Here is a 17,671-nt window from a genome sequence, read left to right on the forward strand (position 1 = left end):
ACGGCTAGTTGAAGACCACCGTCCGGTTGCCGTCCAGCAGCACCCGGTGCTCGGCATGCCACTGCACGGCCTGGACCAGCGTGCGGCCCTCCACGTCGCGGCCCATCTGCACGAACTGCTCGGCAGTGCGGGCATGGTCCACCCGGATGACTTCCTGCTCGATGATGGGCCCCTCGTCCAGGGCGGCGGTGACGTAGTGTGCCGTGGCCCCGATCAGCTTCACCCCGCGGGCGTGCGCCTGGTGGTAGGGCCTGGCACCCTTGAAGGACGGCAGGAACGAGTGGTGGATGTTGATGGCCTTGCCGGTGAGATCGGTGCAGAGTTCATCGGACAGGATCTGCATATAGCGGGCCAGGACGGTGAGCTGGATGTCGTGCTCGGCGATGAGGGCGCGGAGCTTGTCCTCCGCCTGGACCTTGGTGTCCCTGGTCACGGGAATGTAGTGGAACGGGATGCCGTAGAACTCTGCCAGCCCGGCCAGGTCCTGGTGGTTGGACACGATAGCCGGAATTTCGATGGGAAGGGTGCCGGAGCGCTGCTGGAAGAGCAGGTCGTTGAGGCAGTGCGCCGACGTGCTGCACATCACCAGGGTGCGCACCTTGTCGCCAACGGTATCCAGGCTCCACTGCATCGAGAAGGCCTCCGCCACGGGCTCCAGCGCGGCGCGCAGCTCGGATTTGGGGGCTGCCGTGGTCACCTCCACCCGCATGAAGAAGTTGCCGGTTGAAGGGCTTCCGTACTGCTGCGAATCCGTAATGTTGCAGCCTGCCACCAGCAGCGCTCCGGCCACGGCGTGGACAATGCCGGGGCGGTCCGGGCAGGACAGGGTTACGACGTACGCTTGGTTCAGCAGCTGTTCATTCACGCGTAATAGCCTACCCGCGCTGCAGGCGCCGGTTTTGGTAGGCTGGAACGGTCGCAACTGGCGTTGGGTGGCTAACCACCAGGGAGCGGCAATCACGAAGACCACGGATCGTACGCCTGGGCCGAGGGTCATGTTTTGCCGGAATTTGGAGTTGCCCCTGCGTCAGCACAGCAGCGCCATGCCGCGCTTTCACGCCCTGTCATCAACAGGGTGCGGATGTACGCCAGCCGGTAGCCTGACCTAAGCAGTGCCCGTATCCCTAGCCAGGAGTTCCTCGTGACTACTACAGCCACCTCAACTACAGCCGTCAGCAACCAGCCGCTGGCTGAGCTTGACCCCGAAATCGCCGCAGTCCTTGAGCAGGAGCTGGGCCGCCAGCGCGGCACCCTGGAAATGATTGCTTCCGAGAACTTCGCGCCCCGCGCCGTGATGGAAGCCCAGGGCTCCGTCCTCACCAACAAGTACGCCGAGGGCTACCCGGGCCGCCGCTACTACGGCGGCTGCGAATACGTCGACGTCGCAGAACAGCTGGCCATCGACCGGGTCAAGTCCCTGTTCGGCGCCGAGTTCGCCAACGTCCAGCCGCACTCCGGCGCACAGGCCAACGCTGCCGCGCTCTCCGCCATGATCACTCCCGGCGACAAGATCCTGGGCCTGTCCCTGGCCCACGGCGGGCACCTGACCCACGGGATGAAGCTGAACTTCTCCGGCAAGCTGTACAACGTGGCTGCCTACCAGGTGGAGGAAGACAACTTCCGCATCGACATGGACAAGCTCCGTGAGCAGGCCATCGCCGAGAAGCCCCAGGTCATCATCGCCGGCTGGTCCGCCTACCCGCGCCACCTGGACTTCGCCGCCTTCCGCTCCATCGCCGATGAAGTGGGCGCGCTGCTCTGGACCGACATGGCACACTTCGCCGGCCTGGTGGCAGCCGGGCTGCACCCCAGCCCCGTGCCGCACTCCGACGTCGTCACCTCCACCGTGCACAAGACCCTTGCCGGTCCCCGCTCAGGCGTGATCCTTGCCAAGGAACAGTGGGCCAAGAAGCTGAACTCCAGCGTCTTCCCCGGCCAGCAGGGCGGGCCGCTGATGCACGTCATCGCAGCCAAGGCCGTTGCCTTCAAGATCGCAGGCACGCAGGAATTCAAGGAGCGCCAGGAGCGCGTCCTGGAAGGCGCCCGGATCATCGCCGACCGCCTGAACCAGGCGGACGTCGCCGAGGCCGGCGTCTCCGTCCTCACCGGCGGCACCGATGTGCACCTGGTGCTGGTTGACCTGCGCAACTCGCAGCTGGACGGCCAGCAGGCCGAGGACCTCCTGCACTCCGTGGGCATCACCGTCAACCGCAACGCCGTGCCGTTCGACCCCCGTCCCCCGATGGTCACCTCCGGCCTGCGCATCGGCACCCCGGCCCTGGCCACCCGCGGCTTCGGTGCTGCCGAGTTCACCGAGGTGGCCGAGATCATCGCCACCGCACTCAAGGCAGGCAGCAGCGCCGACGTCGAGGCGCTCCAGGCCCGCGTGGACAAGCTGGCGGCCGACTTCCCGCTCTACCCGCAGCACGAGCAGTGGTAACCCATGACTGAAACCACAACCGCACAGATCCTTGACGGCAAGGCCACCGCCGCTGCCATCAAGGCCGAGCTGACCGAACGCGTGGCCGCACTCAAGGCCAAGGGCGTCACTCCCGGCATCGCCACTGTGCTGGTGGGCGCTGACCCTGCCTCGCAGCTGTACGTCTCCATGAAGCACAAGCAGTCCGTGCAGATCGGGATGAACTCCATCCAGCGCGAGCTGCCGGCCGACGCCACCCAGGAACAAGTGGAGGCCCTCATTGACGAACTCAATGCGGACCCCGCCTGCCACGGCTACATTGTGCAGCTGCCGCTGCCCAAGCACCTGGACACGGACGCCATCCTTGAGCGGATCGACCCCGCCAAGGACGCCGACGGGCTGCACCCCACCAACCTTGGCCGGCTGGTGCTGAACGTCAACAACAAGATCACCACGCCGCTGCCGTGCACCCCGCGGGGCGTCATCGAGCTGCTGGAGCGCAACGGCTACAGCCTGGCCGGCAAGCACGTCGTGGTGGTGGGCCGGGGCGTCACCATCGGCCGGTCGATCGGCCTGCTGCTGACCCGGCGGGACGTCAACGCCACCGTGACCCTGACCCACACCGGCACCACGAACCTCCCGGAGCTGCTCAAGCAGGCGGACGTCATCGTGGGTGCGGCGGGCGTGAAGCACATCGTCAAGGCCGCGGACGTGAAGCCGGGCGCTGCACTGCTTGACGTCGGCGTGACCCGCGAAACCGATCCGGGGACCGGAAAGAGCCGCGTCTACGGGGACATCGATCCCGCCGCCGCCGAGGTGGCCGGCTGGATCTCGCCCAACCCGGGCGGCGTAGGCCCCATGACCGTGGCGCTGCTGATGACCAACGTGGTGGAGGCCGCGGAACGCGCGGCAGGCATCCAGCAGTAGTTCGCACACAACCAGTACGACGGCGGCACGGCACCTTTTGGACGGAAGGTTCCGCGCCGCCGTCGGCCGTTTAACGACGGAACTGCAAGTGCCCTTCCACATGTGCGCCGCCTCCACTAGTCTGCACAGGTGCACAACCACGCCCTGACGCCCTCCGGCACCCTGACCGGGGGCCCGCCGCACGGCACCGTCATCTCCGCCGAAAACCTCACCAAGACCTATGGCGACGTGGCCGCCGTGGACAGCATCTCGTTCACCGTGCCTGCAGGGGAGTCTTTCGGCCTCCTGGGGCCCAACGGCGCGGGCAAATCCACCACCATGAAGATGATCGGCGGCGTCACCCGGCGCACGTCCGGCCGGTTGAGCATCATGGGCCTGGACCCGGACACCCACGGGCCGGAAGTGCGCGCGCACCTGGGCGTGGTGCCGCAGCAGGACAACCTCGACGAGGAACTGCGCGTCCGGGACAACCTCCTGGTCTACGGCCGCTACTTCGGCCTCCCCATGAGCTACCTCAGGCCCAAGGCTGACGAACTGCTGGAGTTTGCCCAGCTGACGGACAAAGCCAAGTCCAAGGTGGACGCGCTCTCCGGGGGCATGAAGCGCCGGCTCACCATCGCCCGTTCCCTGATCAACGAGCCGCGCATCCTGCTCCTGGACGAGCCCACCACGGGACTGGACCCGCAGGCCCGGCATATCCTCTGGGACCGGCTGTTCCGGCTCAAGGAACAAGGCGTCACGCTGATCCTCACCACGCACTACATGGACGAGGCCGAGCAGCTCTGCGACCGGCTCATCGTAGTGGACAAGGGACGGATCATGGCTGAGGGCTCGCCCGCGCAGCTGATCCGCGGGCATTCCACGCGTGAGGTGGTGGAGCTGCGGTTCGGTTCGGAGCGGAACGCCACCATCGGTTCCCAGCTGGAAGGCATCGGCGAACGCCTCGAGGTGCTGCCGGACCGGGTGCTGGTGTACGCGCACGACGGCGAGTCAGCCCTTGAGCAGGTATCGGCCCGCGGCCTGAGGCCGCTGACATCGCTGGTGCGCAGGTCCTCGCTGGAGGACGTGTTCCTCCGGCTCACCGGGCGGAGCCTCGTTGACTGAACCGTTGACTGAACCACCGGCGGGGGCAGGGCCGTCCGGCATGCACGCACATGCACCGGAGGTTTCGGCGGCCAGGGCGCGGCGCTGGGGCGCTTTCTACTACGCGGAGCAGGTGCTTCGCGTGATGAAGGGCTACTCCTGGTCCATCCTGATGTACAGCGTGGGGCAGCCGGTGGCGTACCTGTTCGCCATGGGCGTGGGCCTGGCCACCCTGGTGGACAGCGGCAACGCAGCGTTCGGCGGTGTTTCCTACCTGGCCTTCATCGCCCCGGCGCTGCTGGTGTCCGCCGCCGTGATGACGGCCGCCAACGAATTCACGTTCCCCGTCATGGACGGCTTCAAGTGGCGCAGGATCTACTATGGCCCGCACGCCTCGCCGCTGGCACCGCAGCAGATCGCTGCCGGACAGATCATGGCGGTGACGCTGCGCCTGCTGTTGCAGTCGGCCATCTACTTCGGCGCCGTGGCCTTGTTTGGCGCCTCGCCATCGGGCTGGGGCTGGGCGGGCATCCTGGTGGCCACGCTGACGGGGCTGGCCTTTGGGCTGCCCCTGATGGCATACTCCGCCTCCATCACCGAGGACAAGGGCCAGTTCGCGCTGGTGATGCGGTTCATCGTGATGCCGCTGTTCCTGTTCTCCGGGACGTTCTTTCCGCTGGAAAACCTTCCCGTGGCCGTCCGCTGGGTGGGCTGGATCTCGCCCATTTGGCACGGCACCGAGCTGGGCAGGGTGCTCAGCTTTGGATACCGGGAGCCCCTGCTCCTCACGGTTCTCCACGCCGCCGTCCTGTCAGGACTGGCGGTCCTGGGCTGGATCCTGACCCGGCGGCGCTTCGTCCTGAGGATGGGCCGATGAGCGCCCCCGCGCAGGCCCGCGGCCGGTCGTTCGGGCCCCTCTATTCGCGCAATGCCAGGGCGGTGATTTCCCGGGGCCTGATGGCCACCCGCAGCACCAACTGGCTGGTGATGGTGTCCGGGTTCTTCGAGCCCGTCCTGTTCCTCATCTCCATGGGCGTGGGCCTGGGGGCGATCGTGGGCGACGTCCAGGGACCCGACGGAACCCATATCAGCTACGCGGCCTACATCGCCCCCGCCCTGCTGGCCGTCTCGGCCATGAACGGTGCCGTGTACGACTCCACCTGGAACGTCTTCTTCAAGATGAACTTCGCCAAGCTCTACCAGGGCATGCTCTACACCTCACTGGGACCGCTGGATGTTGCGTTGGGCGAGATCGTCCTGGCCCTGCTGCGGGGCATGCTCTACGCCACCGGCTTTACCGCTGTGATGGGCGTGATGGGGTTGATCACCACGCCCTGGGCGTTGCTGATGGTCCCGGCATCGGTGCTGATCGCGTTCGGATTCGCGAGCCTGGGCATGGGCATCACCAGCTTCCTGAAGACGTTCCAGCAGATGGACTGGATCAACTTCATCCTGCTGCCCATGTTTCTTTTCAGCGCAACGTTCTACCCCCTGAGCGTGTACCCCCAGACCATCCAATGGTTCATCCAGGCCATGCCGTTGTGGCACGGTGTGGAACTGCTGCGGCAGATCAGCGTAGGCAGCTTCACGGCCGCCACACTCCTGCACGTCGGCTACTACGTGGTGATGACCGCCGTCGGCATGCTGCTGACCACCCTGCGGCTGCGGAGCCTGTTCCTGAAATAGCCTGCCTCCGGTCTGCGCGGCGCCGTGTTCGCCGGGGGTGGAAGGCGGCGGGAGCACAGTCCGCCGTTTGAGACAATAGCTGCATGCGAACTTTGGGCAGCTCCTCGTCATCCTCCAAACCCGCCAGGGCCGGTTTTTCGATGTTCCGGATCAGCGGGCCGGGCCTGATGGTCCTGGTGACAGCCTTCATCGTGGCGGTCATCTTCGCCGCCAACCAGAACGACGTCGTGGGCTGGGTTGTCGCCGTCATCGCCGCCTTCTGGCTCGCGCTGGCCGCGTTCGTAGTCTTCAGCATCCAGCGGGCCGCCAAGAAGGCGGGGGCCAAGCTGTCCGAGGCGCAGAGCGCCTTCAACACCGCAACCGGCCGTGCCCCCGCGCCCGCGTCCGTGGACCACGGCGGGACGCGGGTGGTGTACGAACGCACCAAGGCCGACGAGGTACGCGACCTGAAGCTGGACCACTCCTTCAAAATCGTCCAGGTCCAGGTGCGGGTGGTGGAGGAGGAATGGGCCAAGGGCGCCGCCGCCAACCAGGACACCATTAACCGCGCCCTCGAGACCATCGAGATCACAGCCACCAACGCCCGGGACATGATCAAGTCCTCCGGCGGCAGTGGTGAGCCGGTGACCGGAACCATCATCGACTAGAGTGGAGCGGGTGAGCTCGGCATTGAACAAGGACCACCTTCGCATCGCATCCGTCAACGTCAACGGCCTCCGCGCTGCCTTCAAAAACGGCATGTCGGCCTGGCTGGAGCCGCGCGAAGTGGACATCCTCTGCCTGCAGGAAGTGCGCGCCCCTGACGCCGTGGTCCGCGAGCTGCTGGGGGACGGCTGGCATATCCTGCACGCCGAGGCTGAAGCGAAAGGCCGTGCCGGCGTCGCCATCGCCTCCCGCCAGGAACCGCTGGAAACCAGGAACGGCATCGGGGACGACTACTTCGCCACGGCCGGGCGCTGGGTGGAAGCGGATTTCCGTTTCCCCGACGCCGCAGGCAACCCAGTCCAGCTCACCGTTGCCAGCGCCTACGTGCATTCCGGCGAAGTCGGGACCCCCAAGCAGGACGACAAGTACCGCTTCCTTGACGTCATGAGCACCCGGCTTCCGGAGCTCACCAAGCACAGCGACCACGCGCTGGTGGTAGGGGACCTGAACGTCGCCCACACGCCCCGGGACATCAGGAACTCCAAGGGCAACCTGAAGAAGGCAGGCCACCTGCCGGAGGAACGCGCCTACTTCGACCGCTTCTTCGGCGAGGAGATTGGCTGGCACGACGTCCACCGGAATTTCGCAGGCGACGTCGACGGGCCGTACACCTGGTGGTCCTGGCGCGGCAAGGCGTTCGACAACGACACCGGCTGGCGCATCGACTACCACATGGCCACCCCCGAACTGGCAGCGTCCGCCATTTCGGCTGTTGTGGACCGTGCAGCCTCCTGGGACACCCGCTTCTCCGACCACGCACCGCTGGTAGTGGACTACCAGCTCTAAGCCCGAAAGTTTCTTCCATGACCACCCAGACTTCCCCCACTGCCAAGAAGCGCATCCTTTCCGGCGCCAAGCCCACCGCAGATTCCCTGCACCTGGGCAACTACATCGGCGCCGTGCGCAACTGGGTGGACATGCAGGCGGAATACGACGCCGTCTTCTTCATCCCGGACCTGCATGCCATCACGGTGGACTTCGACCCCGCTGAACTGGCCAAGCGCACCCGCATCGTGGCAGCCCAGTACATCGCCGCGGGCATCGACCCGGACAAGAGCATCTTCTTTGTCCAGTCCCACGTTCCGGAGCATGCGCAGCTTGCCTGGGCGCTGAACTGCATCACCGGCTTCGGCGAGGCCTCCCGGATGACGCAGTTCAAGGACAAAACCCAGAAGTCCGGCGCCGACGCCGCCACGCTGGGCCTTTTCGCCTATCCCACCCTGATGGCTGCGGACATCCTGCTCTACCAAAGCGACCTGGTGCCCGTCGGCGAGGACCAGCGGCAGCACCTGGAACTGACCCGGAACCTCGCGCAGAGGTTCAACACCCGGTTTGGCCACACGTTCACGGTTCCCGAGGCAACGATCGTCAAGGAAAGCGCCAAGATCTACGACCTGCAGAACCCCAGCGCCAAGATGTCCAAGACGGGGGAGTCCCCCAACGGCGCCATCCAGCTGCTGGAGGACCCGAAGATCGCCGCCAAGCGCATCAAGTCGGCAGTGACCGACGCCGGCACGGACATCCGCTTCGACGCCGAGGAGAAGCCCGGGGTCTCCAACCTGCTGACCATCTACTCCTCCCTCACCGGCAAGTCCGTTGCCGAGCTCGAAGCCGAGTACCAGGGGAAGATGTACGGCCATCTCAAGGTGGATCTCGCCGAGGTGGTGGTGGACTTCATCACCCCGCTCCGCAACCGGACCAACGAGCTGATGGCCGATCCCGCCGAGCTTGACCGGCTGCTGGCCCTGGGTGCGGAACGGGCCCGGGAGATCGCCTCGGTCACGCTTGGCCAGGTGTACCAGCGCATGGGCTTCCTGCCGTCCCTCAGCCTCGCAGGAGTCCGCTAGCGCCATGTCTTCGAGAAACGTCACCGCCAGGGGAGGCGCCTGCTCTGCCGGCCAGGTGGAGCGGACCTTGGCTGACCGCTTCGAAGACCAGTCCGGCAGCAATGCGGCGGCAGATCGTGACGCGGCGCCGAGCGAAGAAATCAGCGTGGGCGTCATTCTTGGCTTTCCGGCCGAGATAGCCGATGAACTGCAGCGCTGGCGGGCGTCCTTTGGCGATCCCCTGGCCGGCGTTGTGCCCGCCCACATCACGCTGGTCACCACCACACCTACCCAGGATTGGGAGGCCACCCGCCGGCATGTCCGCGAGGTGGCCCGCTGCCAGAGCCCCTTCATGGTCACCATTGCCGGCACCGGAACCTTCCGGCCCGTATCACCGGTGGTTTTCATCAACGTGGCGGACGGCTTCGACGAGTGCATTGACCTGCACCGCAAGCTTCAGCAGGGTCCGCTCCACCGCGAACTTCCCTTTGCCTATCATCCCCATGTCACCATTGCCCATGATGTCGCCCCGGAAAGCCTGGATGAAGCCGAAACGGTGCTGAAGGACTACAGGGCCACCTTCCCCGTGGTTAGCATGGGACTCTATGAGCATGATGCCGACGGCATCTGGCAGCTACGGGAAGAGCTGGACTTTGGGACCGAAACTGACAACCACGCCGGCACCAGCTTCACGGACGCTGCCGCGGACGCCCCAACCGACGCAGGGTGACCGGCAGCAGCCGCTGCCAACCGAGCACGCCCGGCTGAAGCTGGAGGTCATCCAGAAACGGATGGAGTGGAACCGGGCGCGCAGGTCCGGCGGGAAGTTCGGGGCCCTGATGGCCCTGGTGCAGTGGCTCACCGCCCGGTTGAACGTCCTGCGCCCCATGCGCGCGTTCCGGCACTACACCCTCCACTATGGGCCCTTGATGAGCGCCGGCATCGGCTTCAACATGTTCTTTTCCATTACCGGCCTCCTGGCTACCGGATTCTCCATTGCCGGCCTGGTGCTGCGCGGCCAGCCGGCGCTGCTGGACACCATCATCAGCAGTGTGGCCACAAGCGCCCCGGGGCTGTTGAAGATCAACGGCGGCGAGGGGCTGGTGGACCCCAAAGACCTGCTCGATCCGAACGGGCTGGGCTGGACCGCACTGATCAGTGCCGTCGTCACCGTTGTCACGTCCCTCGGCTGGATCAACGGCCTCCGGGACGGCCTCCGCGGCGTCCTGCAGCTGCCGCCGCTCATGGTCAACCCCATCCTGATGAAGCTGCGGGACGCGGGAACCCTCCTGCTGCTGGGAACCGCCCTGGTCATCAGCGCGGGCGCCTCGCTGGTTTTCGGCACGGCGGCCGGGTGGGTCTCCGATTTCCTGCACCTCAGCGATGCACTGGCCGGGCCCCTCACCACGTCCGTCAAGATCGTGGTGCCGCTGGTCCTGAACTGGGTCACGGCGCTGATCATGTACCGCCTGGCCGCCGGACTGAAGCTGTCCCGCCAGGCGCTGCTCGAAGGCACCATCCTGGCCGCCGTGGGTACCACCGTCCTGCAGATCTTCAGCACTGAGCTGCTGGGCGGTGCCAGCCGCAATCCCATCCTGGCGCCGTTTGCCATCATTATCGGCCTGCTCATCTGGTTCAACCTGGTCAGCCAGGTCTACCTTGTCTCGGCCGGGTGGGCCGCCGTCCGCGAGGCCGACCTGGAGTCCAGCGGAGCTCCGCGGAAGACGATCCTCGGCGCGCGGCGGGCGACGCCCCAGACCTGGACTTGCAGGAACTGCCCGGCGGCCGTCTAGGAGCCGTTCCCGGCGTCCAGGTACTGGTCAGCCCAGGCAGCGATAATCCGTGCGGCGCGGGCGGCCTGGCCCTTGCCTGTCAGGAGGTGGTCGCTGCCCTCCAGGGATACGAAGTTCCTGGGGTGCCGCGCGGTCTGGAAAATGGTGCTCGCGTTCTCGATACCCACAGTGTTGTCGGTAGGGGAGTGCAGCACCATCAGCGGCTTGTGCAGCTGCCTGATGCAGTCCGTGAGGTCTGCGTTCTCAAGGTCCTCCACGAAGTGCCGCCGGATTTCCACCCGCTTGCCGCCCAGGTCCACCTCGGCGCTGCCCTCACTCAGGATTCGGTCCAGGGCGGCATCAAACACGTGGGCGACGTGCTTGGGGGAGAAGGGAGCTCCCACGGTGGCGACGGCGTCCAGCTCCGGTATCTCCCGCGCAGCCGCAAGGACCGCCGCGCCCCCGAACGAATGTCCCACCAGCAGCGAAATTGCCTTGCCTTCGCTGCGCATGAACTCTGCGGCTTTAACCGTGTCCGCCACCTTGTGGCTGAATGACCCGGCAGACCATTCACCGGCGGAGCCACCCAGGCCCACGTTGTCGAAACGCAGCATGCCGATGCCGCTGTCCGCCAGCGCCTTGCACATCCGTGCCGCCGAGGGGCTGTCCTTGCCCAGGGTGAAGCCGTGCGAGAAGACACCCCAGCCTTTGACGGGGCCTTCAGGAACATCGATGATGCCGGAGAGCATTTCGCCGGTGGAACCGGCGAAGGACACCTTCTCGGAGCGGGACATGCTGTCCCCTTTCTGTACGTGGATTCTGTGCGGAAACGAACGACGGCGCCCTCCACCACGTGTGGTGGGTGACGCCGTCGGCCGTTATGTCTGTTGTTGAACGTACTTAGATCCTGCGGGCCAGGATGGCCTGCTTGACCTCCGCGATGGCCTGGGTGACCTGGATGCCGCGCGGGCACGCCTCGGTGCAGTTGAAGGTGGTGCGGCAGCGCCACACGCCTTCCTTGTCGTTGAGGATCTCCAGGCGCATGTCGCCGGCATCGTCGCGGGAGTCGAAGATGAAGCGGTGTGCGTTCACGATCGCGGCGGGGCCGAAGTACTGCCCGTCCGTCCAGAACACGGGGCAGGACGACGTGCAGGCGGCACACAGGATGCACTTGGTGGTGTCGTCAAAGCGCTCACGGTCCTCAGCGGACTGCAGGCGCTCCCGGGTGGGCTCGTGGCCCTTGTTGATCAGGAAGGGCATGACTTCGCGGTACGATTGGAAGAAGGGCTCCATGTCCACGATCAGGTCCTTTTCCACCGGCAGGCCCTTGATGGGTTCCACCGTGATGGGCTTGGACGTGTCCAGGTCCTTCAGCAGGGTCTTGCAGGCAAGGCGGTTGCGTCCGTTGATGCGCATGGCATCCGAGCCGCAGACACCGTGGGCGCAGGAGCGGCGGAACGACAGGGTGCCGTCCATCTCCCACTTCACCTTGTGCAGGGCGTCCAGGACACGGTCCGTGCCGTACATGGTCAGGTGGAAATCGTCCCAGGTTGCTTCCCCGGAAACCTCCGGGTTGTACCGGCGGACCCGCAGGTGGACGTCGAACGTGGGGATTTCCCCGCCCCCGCCAACGCCGGCAGGAAGTTCAACCTTTGAGGCTGGCTCAGCGATTTCAGCGGTCATCTTAGTACTTCCTCACCATCGGCTCGTAGCGGGTAAAGACAACCGGCTTGGTGGCCAGGCGGATGCCGGCGATTGATTCCGCCGATCCGTCAGCCGGCGCATGGTCATCCTTGTACGCCATGGAGTGCTTCATGAATTTCTCGTCGTCACGCTCGGGGAAGTCCTCGCGGAAGTGTCCGCCGCGGGATTCCTCGCGGTGCAGGGCGGCCACGGTCATGACCTTGGCCAGTTCCAGCAGGAAGCCGAGTTCAACGGCCTCGAGCAGGTCCAGGTTGAAGCGCTTGCCCTTGTCCTGGACGTTGATGCGCTTGTACCGCTCCTCGAAGGACGCGATGTCGCGCAGGACCTGGTTCAGGGTGTCCGCCGTACGGAACACCTGCATGTTGGCGTCCATCGTGTCCTGCAGTTCCTTGCGGATCTGCGCCACCTTCTCGTCGCCGGTGCCATTGCGGGCGATGTCCAGCAGTTCGGTGGTGTAAGCCAGCGGGCTCTCCGGCAGTTCCACATACTGGGCGGTCTTTGCGTACTCCGCGGCGGCAATGCCGGCGCGCTTGCCAAAGACGTTGATGTCCAGCAGCGAGTTGGTGCCCAGGCGGTTGGAGCCGTGGACGGACACGCAGGCCACTTCCCCCGCGGCGTACAGGCCGGGGATCACGGTGTCGTTGTCCTGCAGCACCTCGGTCTGGATGTTCGTGGGAATGCCGCCCATGGCGTAGTGCGCGGTGGGGAACACCGGCACCGGCTCGGTGTACGGTTCCACACCGAGGTAGGTGCGGGCGAACTCGGTGATGTCCGGAAGCTTTGCGTCGATGTGCGCCGGCTCCAGGTGGGTCAGGTCCAGGAGGACGTAATCCTTGTTCGGGCCGCAGCCGCGGCCTTCGCGCACCTCGTTGGCCATGGAGCGGGCCACGATGTCACGCGGCGCCAGGTCCTTGATGGTGGGGGCGTAGCGCTCCATGAAGCGCTCACCTTCGGAGTTGCGGAGGATTGCACCTTCACCGCGGGCGGCCTCGGACAGCAGGATGCCCAGGCCGGCAAGGCCGGTGGGGTGGAACTGGAAGAACTCCATGTCTTCCAGGGGGATGCCGCGGCGGAAGGCGATGCCCATGCCGTCACCGGTCAGGGTGTGGGCGTTGGACGTGGTCTTGAAGACCTTGCCTGCGCCGCCGGAGGCGAACACCACGGACTTGGCCTGGAAGACGTGCAGTTCACCGGAGGCGAGGTCGTAGGAGACGACGCCGGCCACGCGCTTCTGCTTGTAGGCAGTGCCGTCTTCGCGGACAGCGTCCTCTTCAACGGTCAGCAGGTCCAGGACGTAGTACTCGTTGTAGAACTCAACGTTGTGCTTGACGCAGTTTTGGTACAGGGTCTGCAGGATCATGTGGCCGGTGCGGTCCGCTGCGTAGCATGCACGGCGGACGGGAGCCTTGCCGTGGTCGCGGGTGTGGCCGCCGAAGCGGCGCTGGTCGATGCGGCCCTCGGGGGTGCGGTTGAAGGGCAGGCCCATCTTTTCCAGGTCCAGCACGGCGTCGATGGCTTCCTTGGCCATGACTTCGGCGGCGTCCTGGTCAACCAGGTAGTCGCCGCCCTTGACGGTGTCGAACGTGTGCCATTCCCAGTTGTCTTCCTCGACATTGGCAAGGGCTGCACACATGCCACCCTGCGCCGCACCGGTGTGCGAGCGGGTGGGGTAGAGCTTGGTCAGTACTGCTGTGCGCGCGCGCTGACCGGACTCGATCGCGGCGCGCATGCCAGCGCCACCGGCACCGACGATGACGACGTCGTACTTATGGACCTGCATACCAGACGCTCTTTCTCTCAAAATTCGCTATAAAACAACGGGGCGGCTTTGCCTGCTCCGCAAAACAGGGCCCGCGGAAAAGCCCGCGGGCCCAGGGTTGTGCCAGTGCTAGGCAGGGCAGAAACCGCCCGGCAGGGCGACGCCGTTCACTACGGGGCACGGGTTGAAGGTGAAGATGACCAGGGTGCCCAGGAGGATGATGACCACAGCGGCAGCGTAGAGAACAGTCTTCAGCCAGCGGCGGGTGGACGTCTTCTCGGCGTAGTCGTTGATGATGGTCCGCACGCCGTTGGTGCCGTGCAGCATTGCCAGCCAGAGCATGGCCAGGTCCCAGAACTGCCAGAACGGATCTGCCCACTTGCCGGCCACGAAGCCGAAGTCGATGGCGTGGATGCCTTCGCCGACCATGAGGTTCACGAACAGGTGGCCGAAGATGAGGACCACCAGCACCACGCCGGAAAGGCGCATGAACAGCCAGGCGATCATCTCGAAGTTGCCCTTGGAACCGCCGCTGCGGCGGTACTGGGGAGCGATCCGCCCGCTGCGGGGGCTCTCGATGGTTGCAGTCATGGCTTAGTGACCTCCGAGGGCGAGGGACAGGTGGCGGATGGAGAAGGCAACCATGGTCACGACCCAGAGGGCCAGGACTGCCCACAGCATCTGCCGCTGGTACTTGGCGCCCTTCTTCCAGAAATCGACCGCAATGATCCGCAGGCCGTTGAAGGCGTGGAAGACGATGGCGGCGACAAGGCCGGTCTCACCCAGCGCCATCAGCGGATTCTTGTAGGCGCCGATCACAGCGGTGTAGGCCTCCGGTGACACACGCACCAAGGAGGTGTCCAGGACGTGGACCAACAAGAAGAAAAAGATCACTACACCGGTAATACGGTGTCCTACCCAGGACCACATGCCTTCACGGCCGCGGTACAAGGTGCCAGCTGGTTTTGTCGGCACTGATAAACCTCCCTGCAACACAGCGGCGCTGGCATGAGATCCATGCGGGGGGAACGCCTGCTGCGAGAGCACTCGTAGCTCAGGCCTAAATCTAGGCTTCGCTAACAGCTTATTCAATTTAGGCGTTTGGTGGTGCCCAGTGCTGGAGCGGATTTTCCGGGGAAATGAGACAAACGCCACATCGTTGCGGACTCCCGGGCCCGTGCGCAGCCCAAAAGGCATGCCTGCGCACCAACTAAAGGAGCCGCCTGCGGCCCTTCGGCTAAAGTAGCCGTGATGAGTACAGACAAAGTGACAAGCCCGGCTTCACCCATTGACCGCTTCATCGCGGTGATTCCGGCAGGCGGAGTGGGGACCCGCCTCTGGCCACTGTCACGAGCAGCAGCTCCCAAGTTCCTTCACGATCTCACGGGATCAGGCAGCACCTTGCTGCGCGCCACCTACGACAGGCTGCACCCCCTCGCGGGCAACCGGATGCTGGTGGTGACCGGCCAGGCGCACCGTGAAGCCGTATGCCGGCAACTTCCAGAGGTGCGCGACTCCGACCTGGTCCTTGAATCGGAACCCAAGGACTCCGGCGCGGCCATCGGCCTCGCCGCGGCAATCCTGCACGAACGCGATCCCGATACCATCATGGGTTCCTTCGCTGCCGACCAGGTGATCAGCCCGGACGACCTCTTCCAGCAGGCGGTCCGGGAAGCCATCCACACGGCTGCCACCGGCAAGATCGTGACCATCGGCATCAAACCCACCCACCCGTCCACCGGTTTCGGGTACATCCGCTCGGGCAAGGCGCTGCACATCGAAGGGGCCCCCAGCGCCCACGACGTCGTGGAGTTCGTCGAAAAGCCGGACGAGACGGTGGCCCAGCAGTACGTGGACAGCGGCGACTACGTGTGGAACGCCGGCATGTTCGTGGCGCCCGTGTCGCTGATGCTCAAGCACCTCGAGGCCAACCAGCCCGAACTGTTCCAGGGCCTGCAGGAAATCGCCCGTGCGTGGGACACCCCCCAACGGGACGAGGTTACGGCCCGCATCTGGCCAACCCTCCCGAAGATCGCCATCGACTATGCAGTGGCCGAGCCCGCAGCCGAAGCCGGGGACGTCGCCGTCGTGCCCGGAACCTTCCGCTGGGACGATGTTGGTGACTTTGCCTCGGTGGGCCGCCTTAACAGTGCGAAGGAAGTGGACGATGTCACCGTCCTCGGCGAAGGCGCCCGCGTCTTCACCGAGAACTCAAGCGGCGTCGTGGTCACCGACACCAAGCGTGTCATCGCCCTGATCGGCATCCAGGACGTCGTCATCGTGGATACGCCGGACGCCCTCCTGGTGACCACCATGGCCAATTCCCAGCGCGTCAAGGCCGCCGTCGATGCCCTCAAGGCGAGCGGGGACACGGACGTCCTCTGACCGGGAGCCTGCCGGCACCTCGCGTGCCGGCAGGGCCGGGATGTAATGCTGCGTCAGTGAATGGGCGCTAAAGCCGCCACCCTCGCTAGAGTGAAGCAGTGCGCAATTACACTACTGAAGCCGAGCCCACCGCCCTGGTGGCTCCCTGGCTCGAACCGCTCCTGCCGGAACTGATCGAATTCCGCCGGGACCTGCATGCGCACCCGGAACTGTCCTTCAAGGAGTTCCGCACCACCGACAAGCTTGCCGAGCGGCTCGAAGCCGAAGGGCTGAGCCCCCGCCGCCTTGAAGGTACCGGGCTGACCGTTGATGTGGGCGAAGGCCCCATCGCCACGGCCCTGCGCGGTGACATAGATGCCTTGCCCATCATCGAGGAGACGGGCCTGCCGTTCGCTTCGAAGAACCACGGCGTCACCCACGCCTGCGGCCATGATGTGCACACCACCACCATGCTGGGCATTGCCCTGGTCCTGCACCGGATGCACCAGGAAGCCCCCCTCGGCGCCACCGTCCGGATCATCTTCCAGCCTGCCGAGGAGACCATGCCCGGCGGCGCGCATGCCTGCATCGAACAGGGTGTCCTGGACGGCGTCCCCCGGATCCTGGCGCTGCACTGCGACCCGCGGATCGAAGTGGGCAAGGTGGGCACCCGGATCGGCGCCATCACGTCGGCCTCGGACACCATCCGGATCGAACTGTCCGGGCGTGGCGGCCACACGTCCCGGCCGCACCTCACCGAAGACCTCGTGTTCGCGCTGGCGCAGATCGCCGTCAACGTGCCGGCGGTGCTGTCCCGCCGGGTGGACGTCCGCAGTGGCGTCTCCGTGGTGTGGGGCCAGATCACCGCAGGCTCGGCACCCAACGCCATCCCCGGCACGGGCTACATGGCAGGCACCATGCGCTGCCTGGACCGGGACGCGTGGCATGCCGCCGGTGAACTGCTGGACGAGGTGGTGCACCAGGTGGCCGCGCCCTACGGCGTGGACGTCCACCTTGAGCACACCAGGGGAGTGCCGCCGGTGGTGAACTCCGAACACGAGACAGCCATCATCGAGGCTGCCGCGCGCGCCGAAATCGGCGAGAACGCCGTGGTGCTGACCCCGCAGTCCATGGGCGGGGAGGATTTCGCCTGGTTCCTTGCCGAGCTTCCCGGCGCGATGATGCGCCTGGGCACCAAAACGCCTGGCGGGGAGGACTACGACCTCCACCGCGGCGACTACATCCTGGATGAGCACTCCCTGGGCATGGGCATCAGAGTTCTCACGGCAGCAGCGCTGCGCACTGTCCGGGACCTGGAGCAGGCCCCCCTTTCCTAGCCTCCTGCGTGCCCGGCGTCGCCGGGCGGGAGGTGCGGGTCCGGCGCGGGAAAGCACGACGGCGGTCTAAGCGTAGGCGCCCCGCGCAT

The 17,671-nt window shown here is 65.8% G+C and carries 18 protein-coding genes and 1 riboswitch; of the genes, 12 read left to right on the forward strand and 6 right to left on the reverse strand.

Annotated elements, in window-relative coordinates:
- Positions 1-4: 4 nt before the first annotated feature.
- Complete coding sequence (gene purU / locus ACR65J_RS00995; protein WP_440165280.1) at positions 5-865, reverse strand: formyltetrahydrofolate deformylase; 861 nt, start codon at positions 863-865, stop codon at positions 5-7.
- Between the two features lie 43 nt (positions 866-908).
- Positions 909-994, forward strand: a riboswitch (ZMP/ZTP riboswitch).
- 147 nt (positions 995-1,141) lie between these two features.
- Here purU and glyA point away from each other — a divergent pair.
- The 10 genes from glyA to ACR65J_RS01045 all read left to right on the forward strand — a co-directional run bounded on the left by glyA (position 1,142) and on the right by ACR65J_RS01045 (position 10,439).
- Entirely contained in the window at positions 1,142-2,440 is a 1,299-nt protein-coding gene (glyA, locus tag ACR65J_RS01000) for a serine hydroxymethyltransferase (protein WP_440165281.1), read from the forward strand.
- 3 nt (positions 2,441-2,443) lie between these two features.
- Positions 2,444-3,346, forward strand: coding sequence for a bifunctional methylenetetrahydrofolate dehydrogenase/methenyltetrahydrofolate cyclohydrolase (locus tag ACR65J_RS01005; RefSeq protein ID WP_440165283.1), 903 nt, complete (start codon positions 2,444-2,446; stop codon positions 3,344-3,346).
- A gap of 129 nt (positions 3,347-3,475) precedes the next feature.
- Positions 3,476-4,450 (forward strand): ABC transporter ATP-binding protein, encoded by a 975-nt coding sequence (locus tag ACR65J_RS01010; protein ID WP_440165285.1) that lies wholly within the window; start codon positions 3,476-3,478, stop codon positions 4,448-4,450.
- A gap of 40 nt (positions 4,451-4,490) precedes the next feature.
- Complete coding sequence (locus tag ACR65J_RS01015) at positions 4,491-5,306, forward strand: ABC transporter permease (RefSeq protein WP_440165287.1); 816 nt, start codon at positions 4,491-4,493, stop codon at positions 5,304-5,306.
- Positions 5,303-6,115, forward strand: a complete 813-nt coding sequence (locus ACR65J_RS01020; RefSeq protein WP_440165289.1) for an ABC transporter permease — start codon at positions 5,303-5,305, stop codon at positions 6,113-6,115. The genes ACR65J_RS01015 and ACR65J_RS01020 overlap by 4 nt, the downstream gene beginning before the upstream one ends.
- A gap of 83 nt (positions 6,116-6,198) precedes the next feature.
- Positions 6,199-6,762, forward strand: coding sequence for a hypothetical protein (locus tag ACR65J_RS01025; RefSeq protein WP_440165291.1), 564 nt, complete (start codon positions 6,199-6,201; stop codon positions 6,760-6,762).
- Positions 6,763-6,772: 10 nt separating this feature from the next.
- A complete protein-coding gene (locus tag ACR65J_RS01030; protein WP_440165293.1) occupies positions 6,773-7,606 on the forward strand; it encodes an exodeoxyribonuclease III in 834 nt (277 codons plus the stop codon).
- 17 nt (positions 7,607-7,623) lie between these two features.
- Positions 7,624-8,667 (forward strand): tryptophan--tRNA ligase, encoded by a 1,044-nt coding sequence (gene trpS, locus ACR65J_RS01035; protein ID WP_440165295.1) that lies wholly within the window; start codon positions 7,624-7,626, stop codon positions 8,665-8,667.
- Between the two features lie 4 nt (positions 8,668-8,671).
- Entirely contained in the window at positions 8,672-9,376 is a 705-nt protein-coding gene (locus ACR65J_RS01040; protein WP_440165297.1) for a 2'-5' RNA ligase family protein, read from the forward strand.
- 61 nt (positions 9,377-9,437) lie between these two features.
- Entirely contained in the window at positions 9,438-10,439 is a 1,002-nt protein-coding gene (locus ACR65J_RS01045) for a YihY/virulence factor BrkB family protein (protein WP_440165298.1), read from the forward strand.
- Here the strand turns inward: ACR65J_RS01045 and ACR65J_RS01050 are convergent.
- The 5 genes from ACR65J_RS01050 to sdhC form a co-directional block, all read right to left on the reverse strand.
- The gene (locus ACR65J_RS01050) at positions 10,436-11,212 is read right to left on the reverse strand and encodes an alpha/beta hydrolase family protein (protein ID WP_440165300.1); all 777 of its coding nucleotides are present in this window, start codon (positions 11,210-11,212) and stop codon (positions 10,436-10,438) included. The two genes, ACR65J_RS01045 and ACR65J_RS01050, sit on opposite strands and share 4 nt — an antisense overlap.
- 106 nt (positions 11,213-11,318) lie before the next feature.
- A complete protein-coding gene (locus tag ACR65J_RS01055) occupies positions 11,319-12,101 on the reverse strand; it encodes a succinate dehydrogenase iron-sulfur subunit (protein WP_440165302.1) in 783 nt (260 codons plus the stop codon).
- 1 nt (position 12,102) lies between these two features.
- Positions 12,103-13,902, reverse strand: a complete 1,800-nt coding sequence (gene sdhA / locus ACR65J_RS01060; protein ID WP_440165303.1) for a succinate dehydrogenase flavoprotein subunit — start codon at positions 13,900-13,902, stop codon at positions 12,103-12,105.
- Between the two features lie 108 nt (positions 13,903-14,010).
- Positions 14,011-14,472 (reverse strand): succinate dehydrogenase hydrophobic membrane anchor subunit, encoded by a 462-nt coding sequence (locus ACR65J_RS01065; RefSeq protein ID WP_142130710.1) that lies wholly within the window; start codon positions 14,470-14,472, stop codon positions 14,011-14,013.
- Positions 14,473-14,475: 3 nt separating this feature from the next.
- Positions 14,476-14,856, reverse strand: coding sequence for a succinate dehydrogenase, cytochrome b556 subunit (sdhC, locus tag ACR65J_RS01070; protein ID WP_081620212.1), 381 nt, complete (start codon positions 14,854-14,856; stop codon positions 14,476-14,478).
- A gap of 276 nt (positions 14,857-15,132) precedes the next feature.
- Between sdhC and ACR65J_RS01075 the strand changes: the two genes are divergently transcribed.
- Both ACR65J_RS01075 and ACR65J_RS01080 read left to right on the forward strand, forming a co-directional pair.
- On the forward strand, positions 15,133-16,266 hold the full coding sequence (locus ACR65J_RS01075; protein ID WP_440165305.1) for a mannose-1-phosphate guanylyltransferase: 1,134 nt from the start codon (positions 15,133-15,135) through the stop codon (positions 16,264-16,266).
- Between the two features lie 98 nt (positions 16,267-16,364).
- A complete protein-coding gene (locus ACR65J_RS01080; RefSeq protein WP_440165307.1) occupies positions 16,365-17,582 on the forward strand; it encodes an amidohydrolase in 1,218 nt (405 codons plus the stop codon).
- Positions 17,583-17,671 lie beyond the last annotated feature (89 nt).

Source organism: Arthrobacter sp. SAFR-044, from assembly GCF_059414985.1.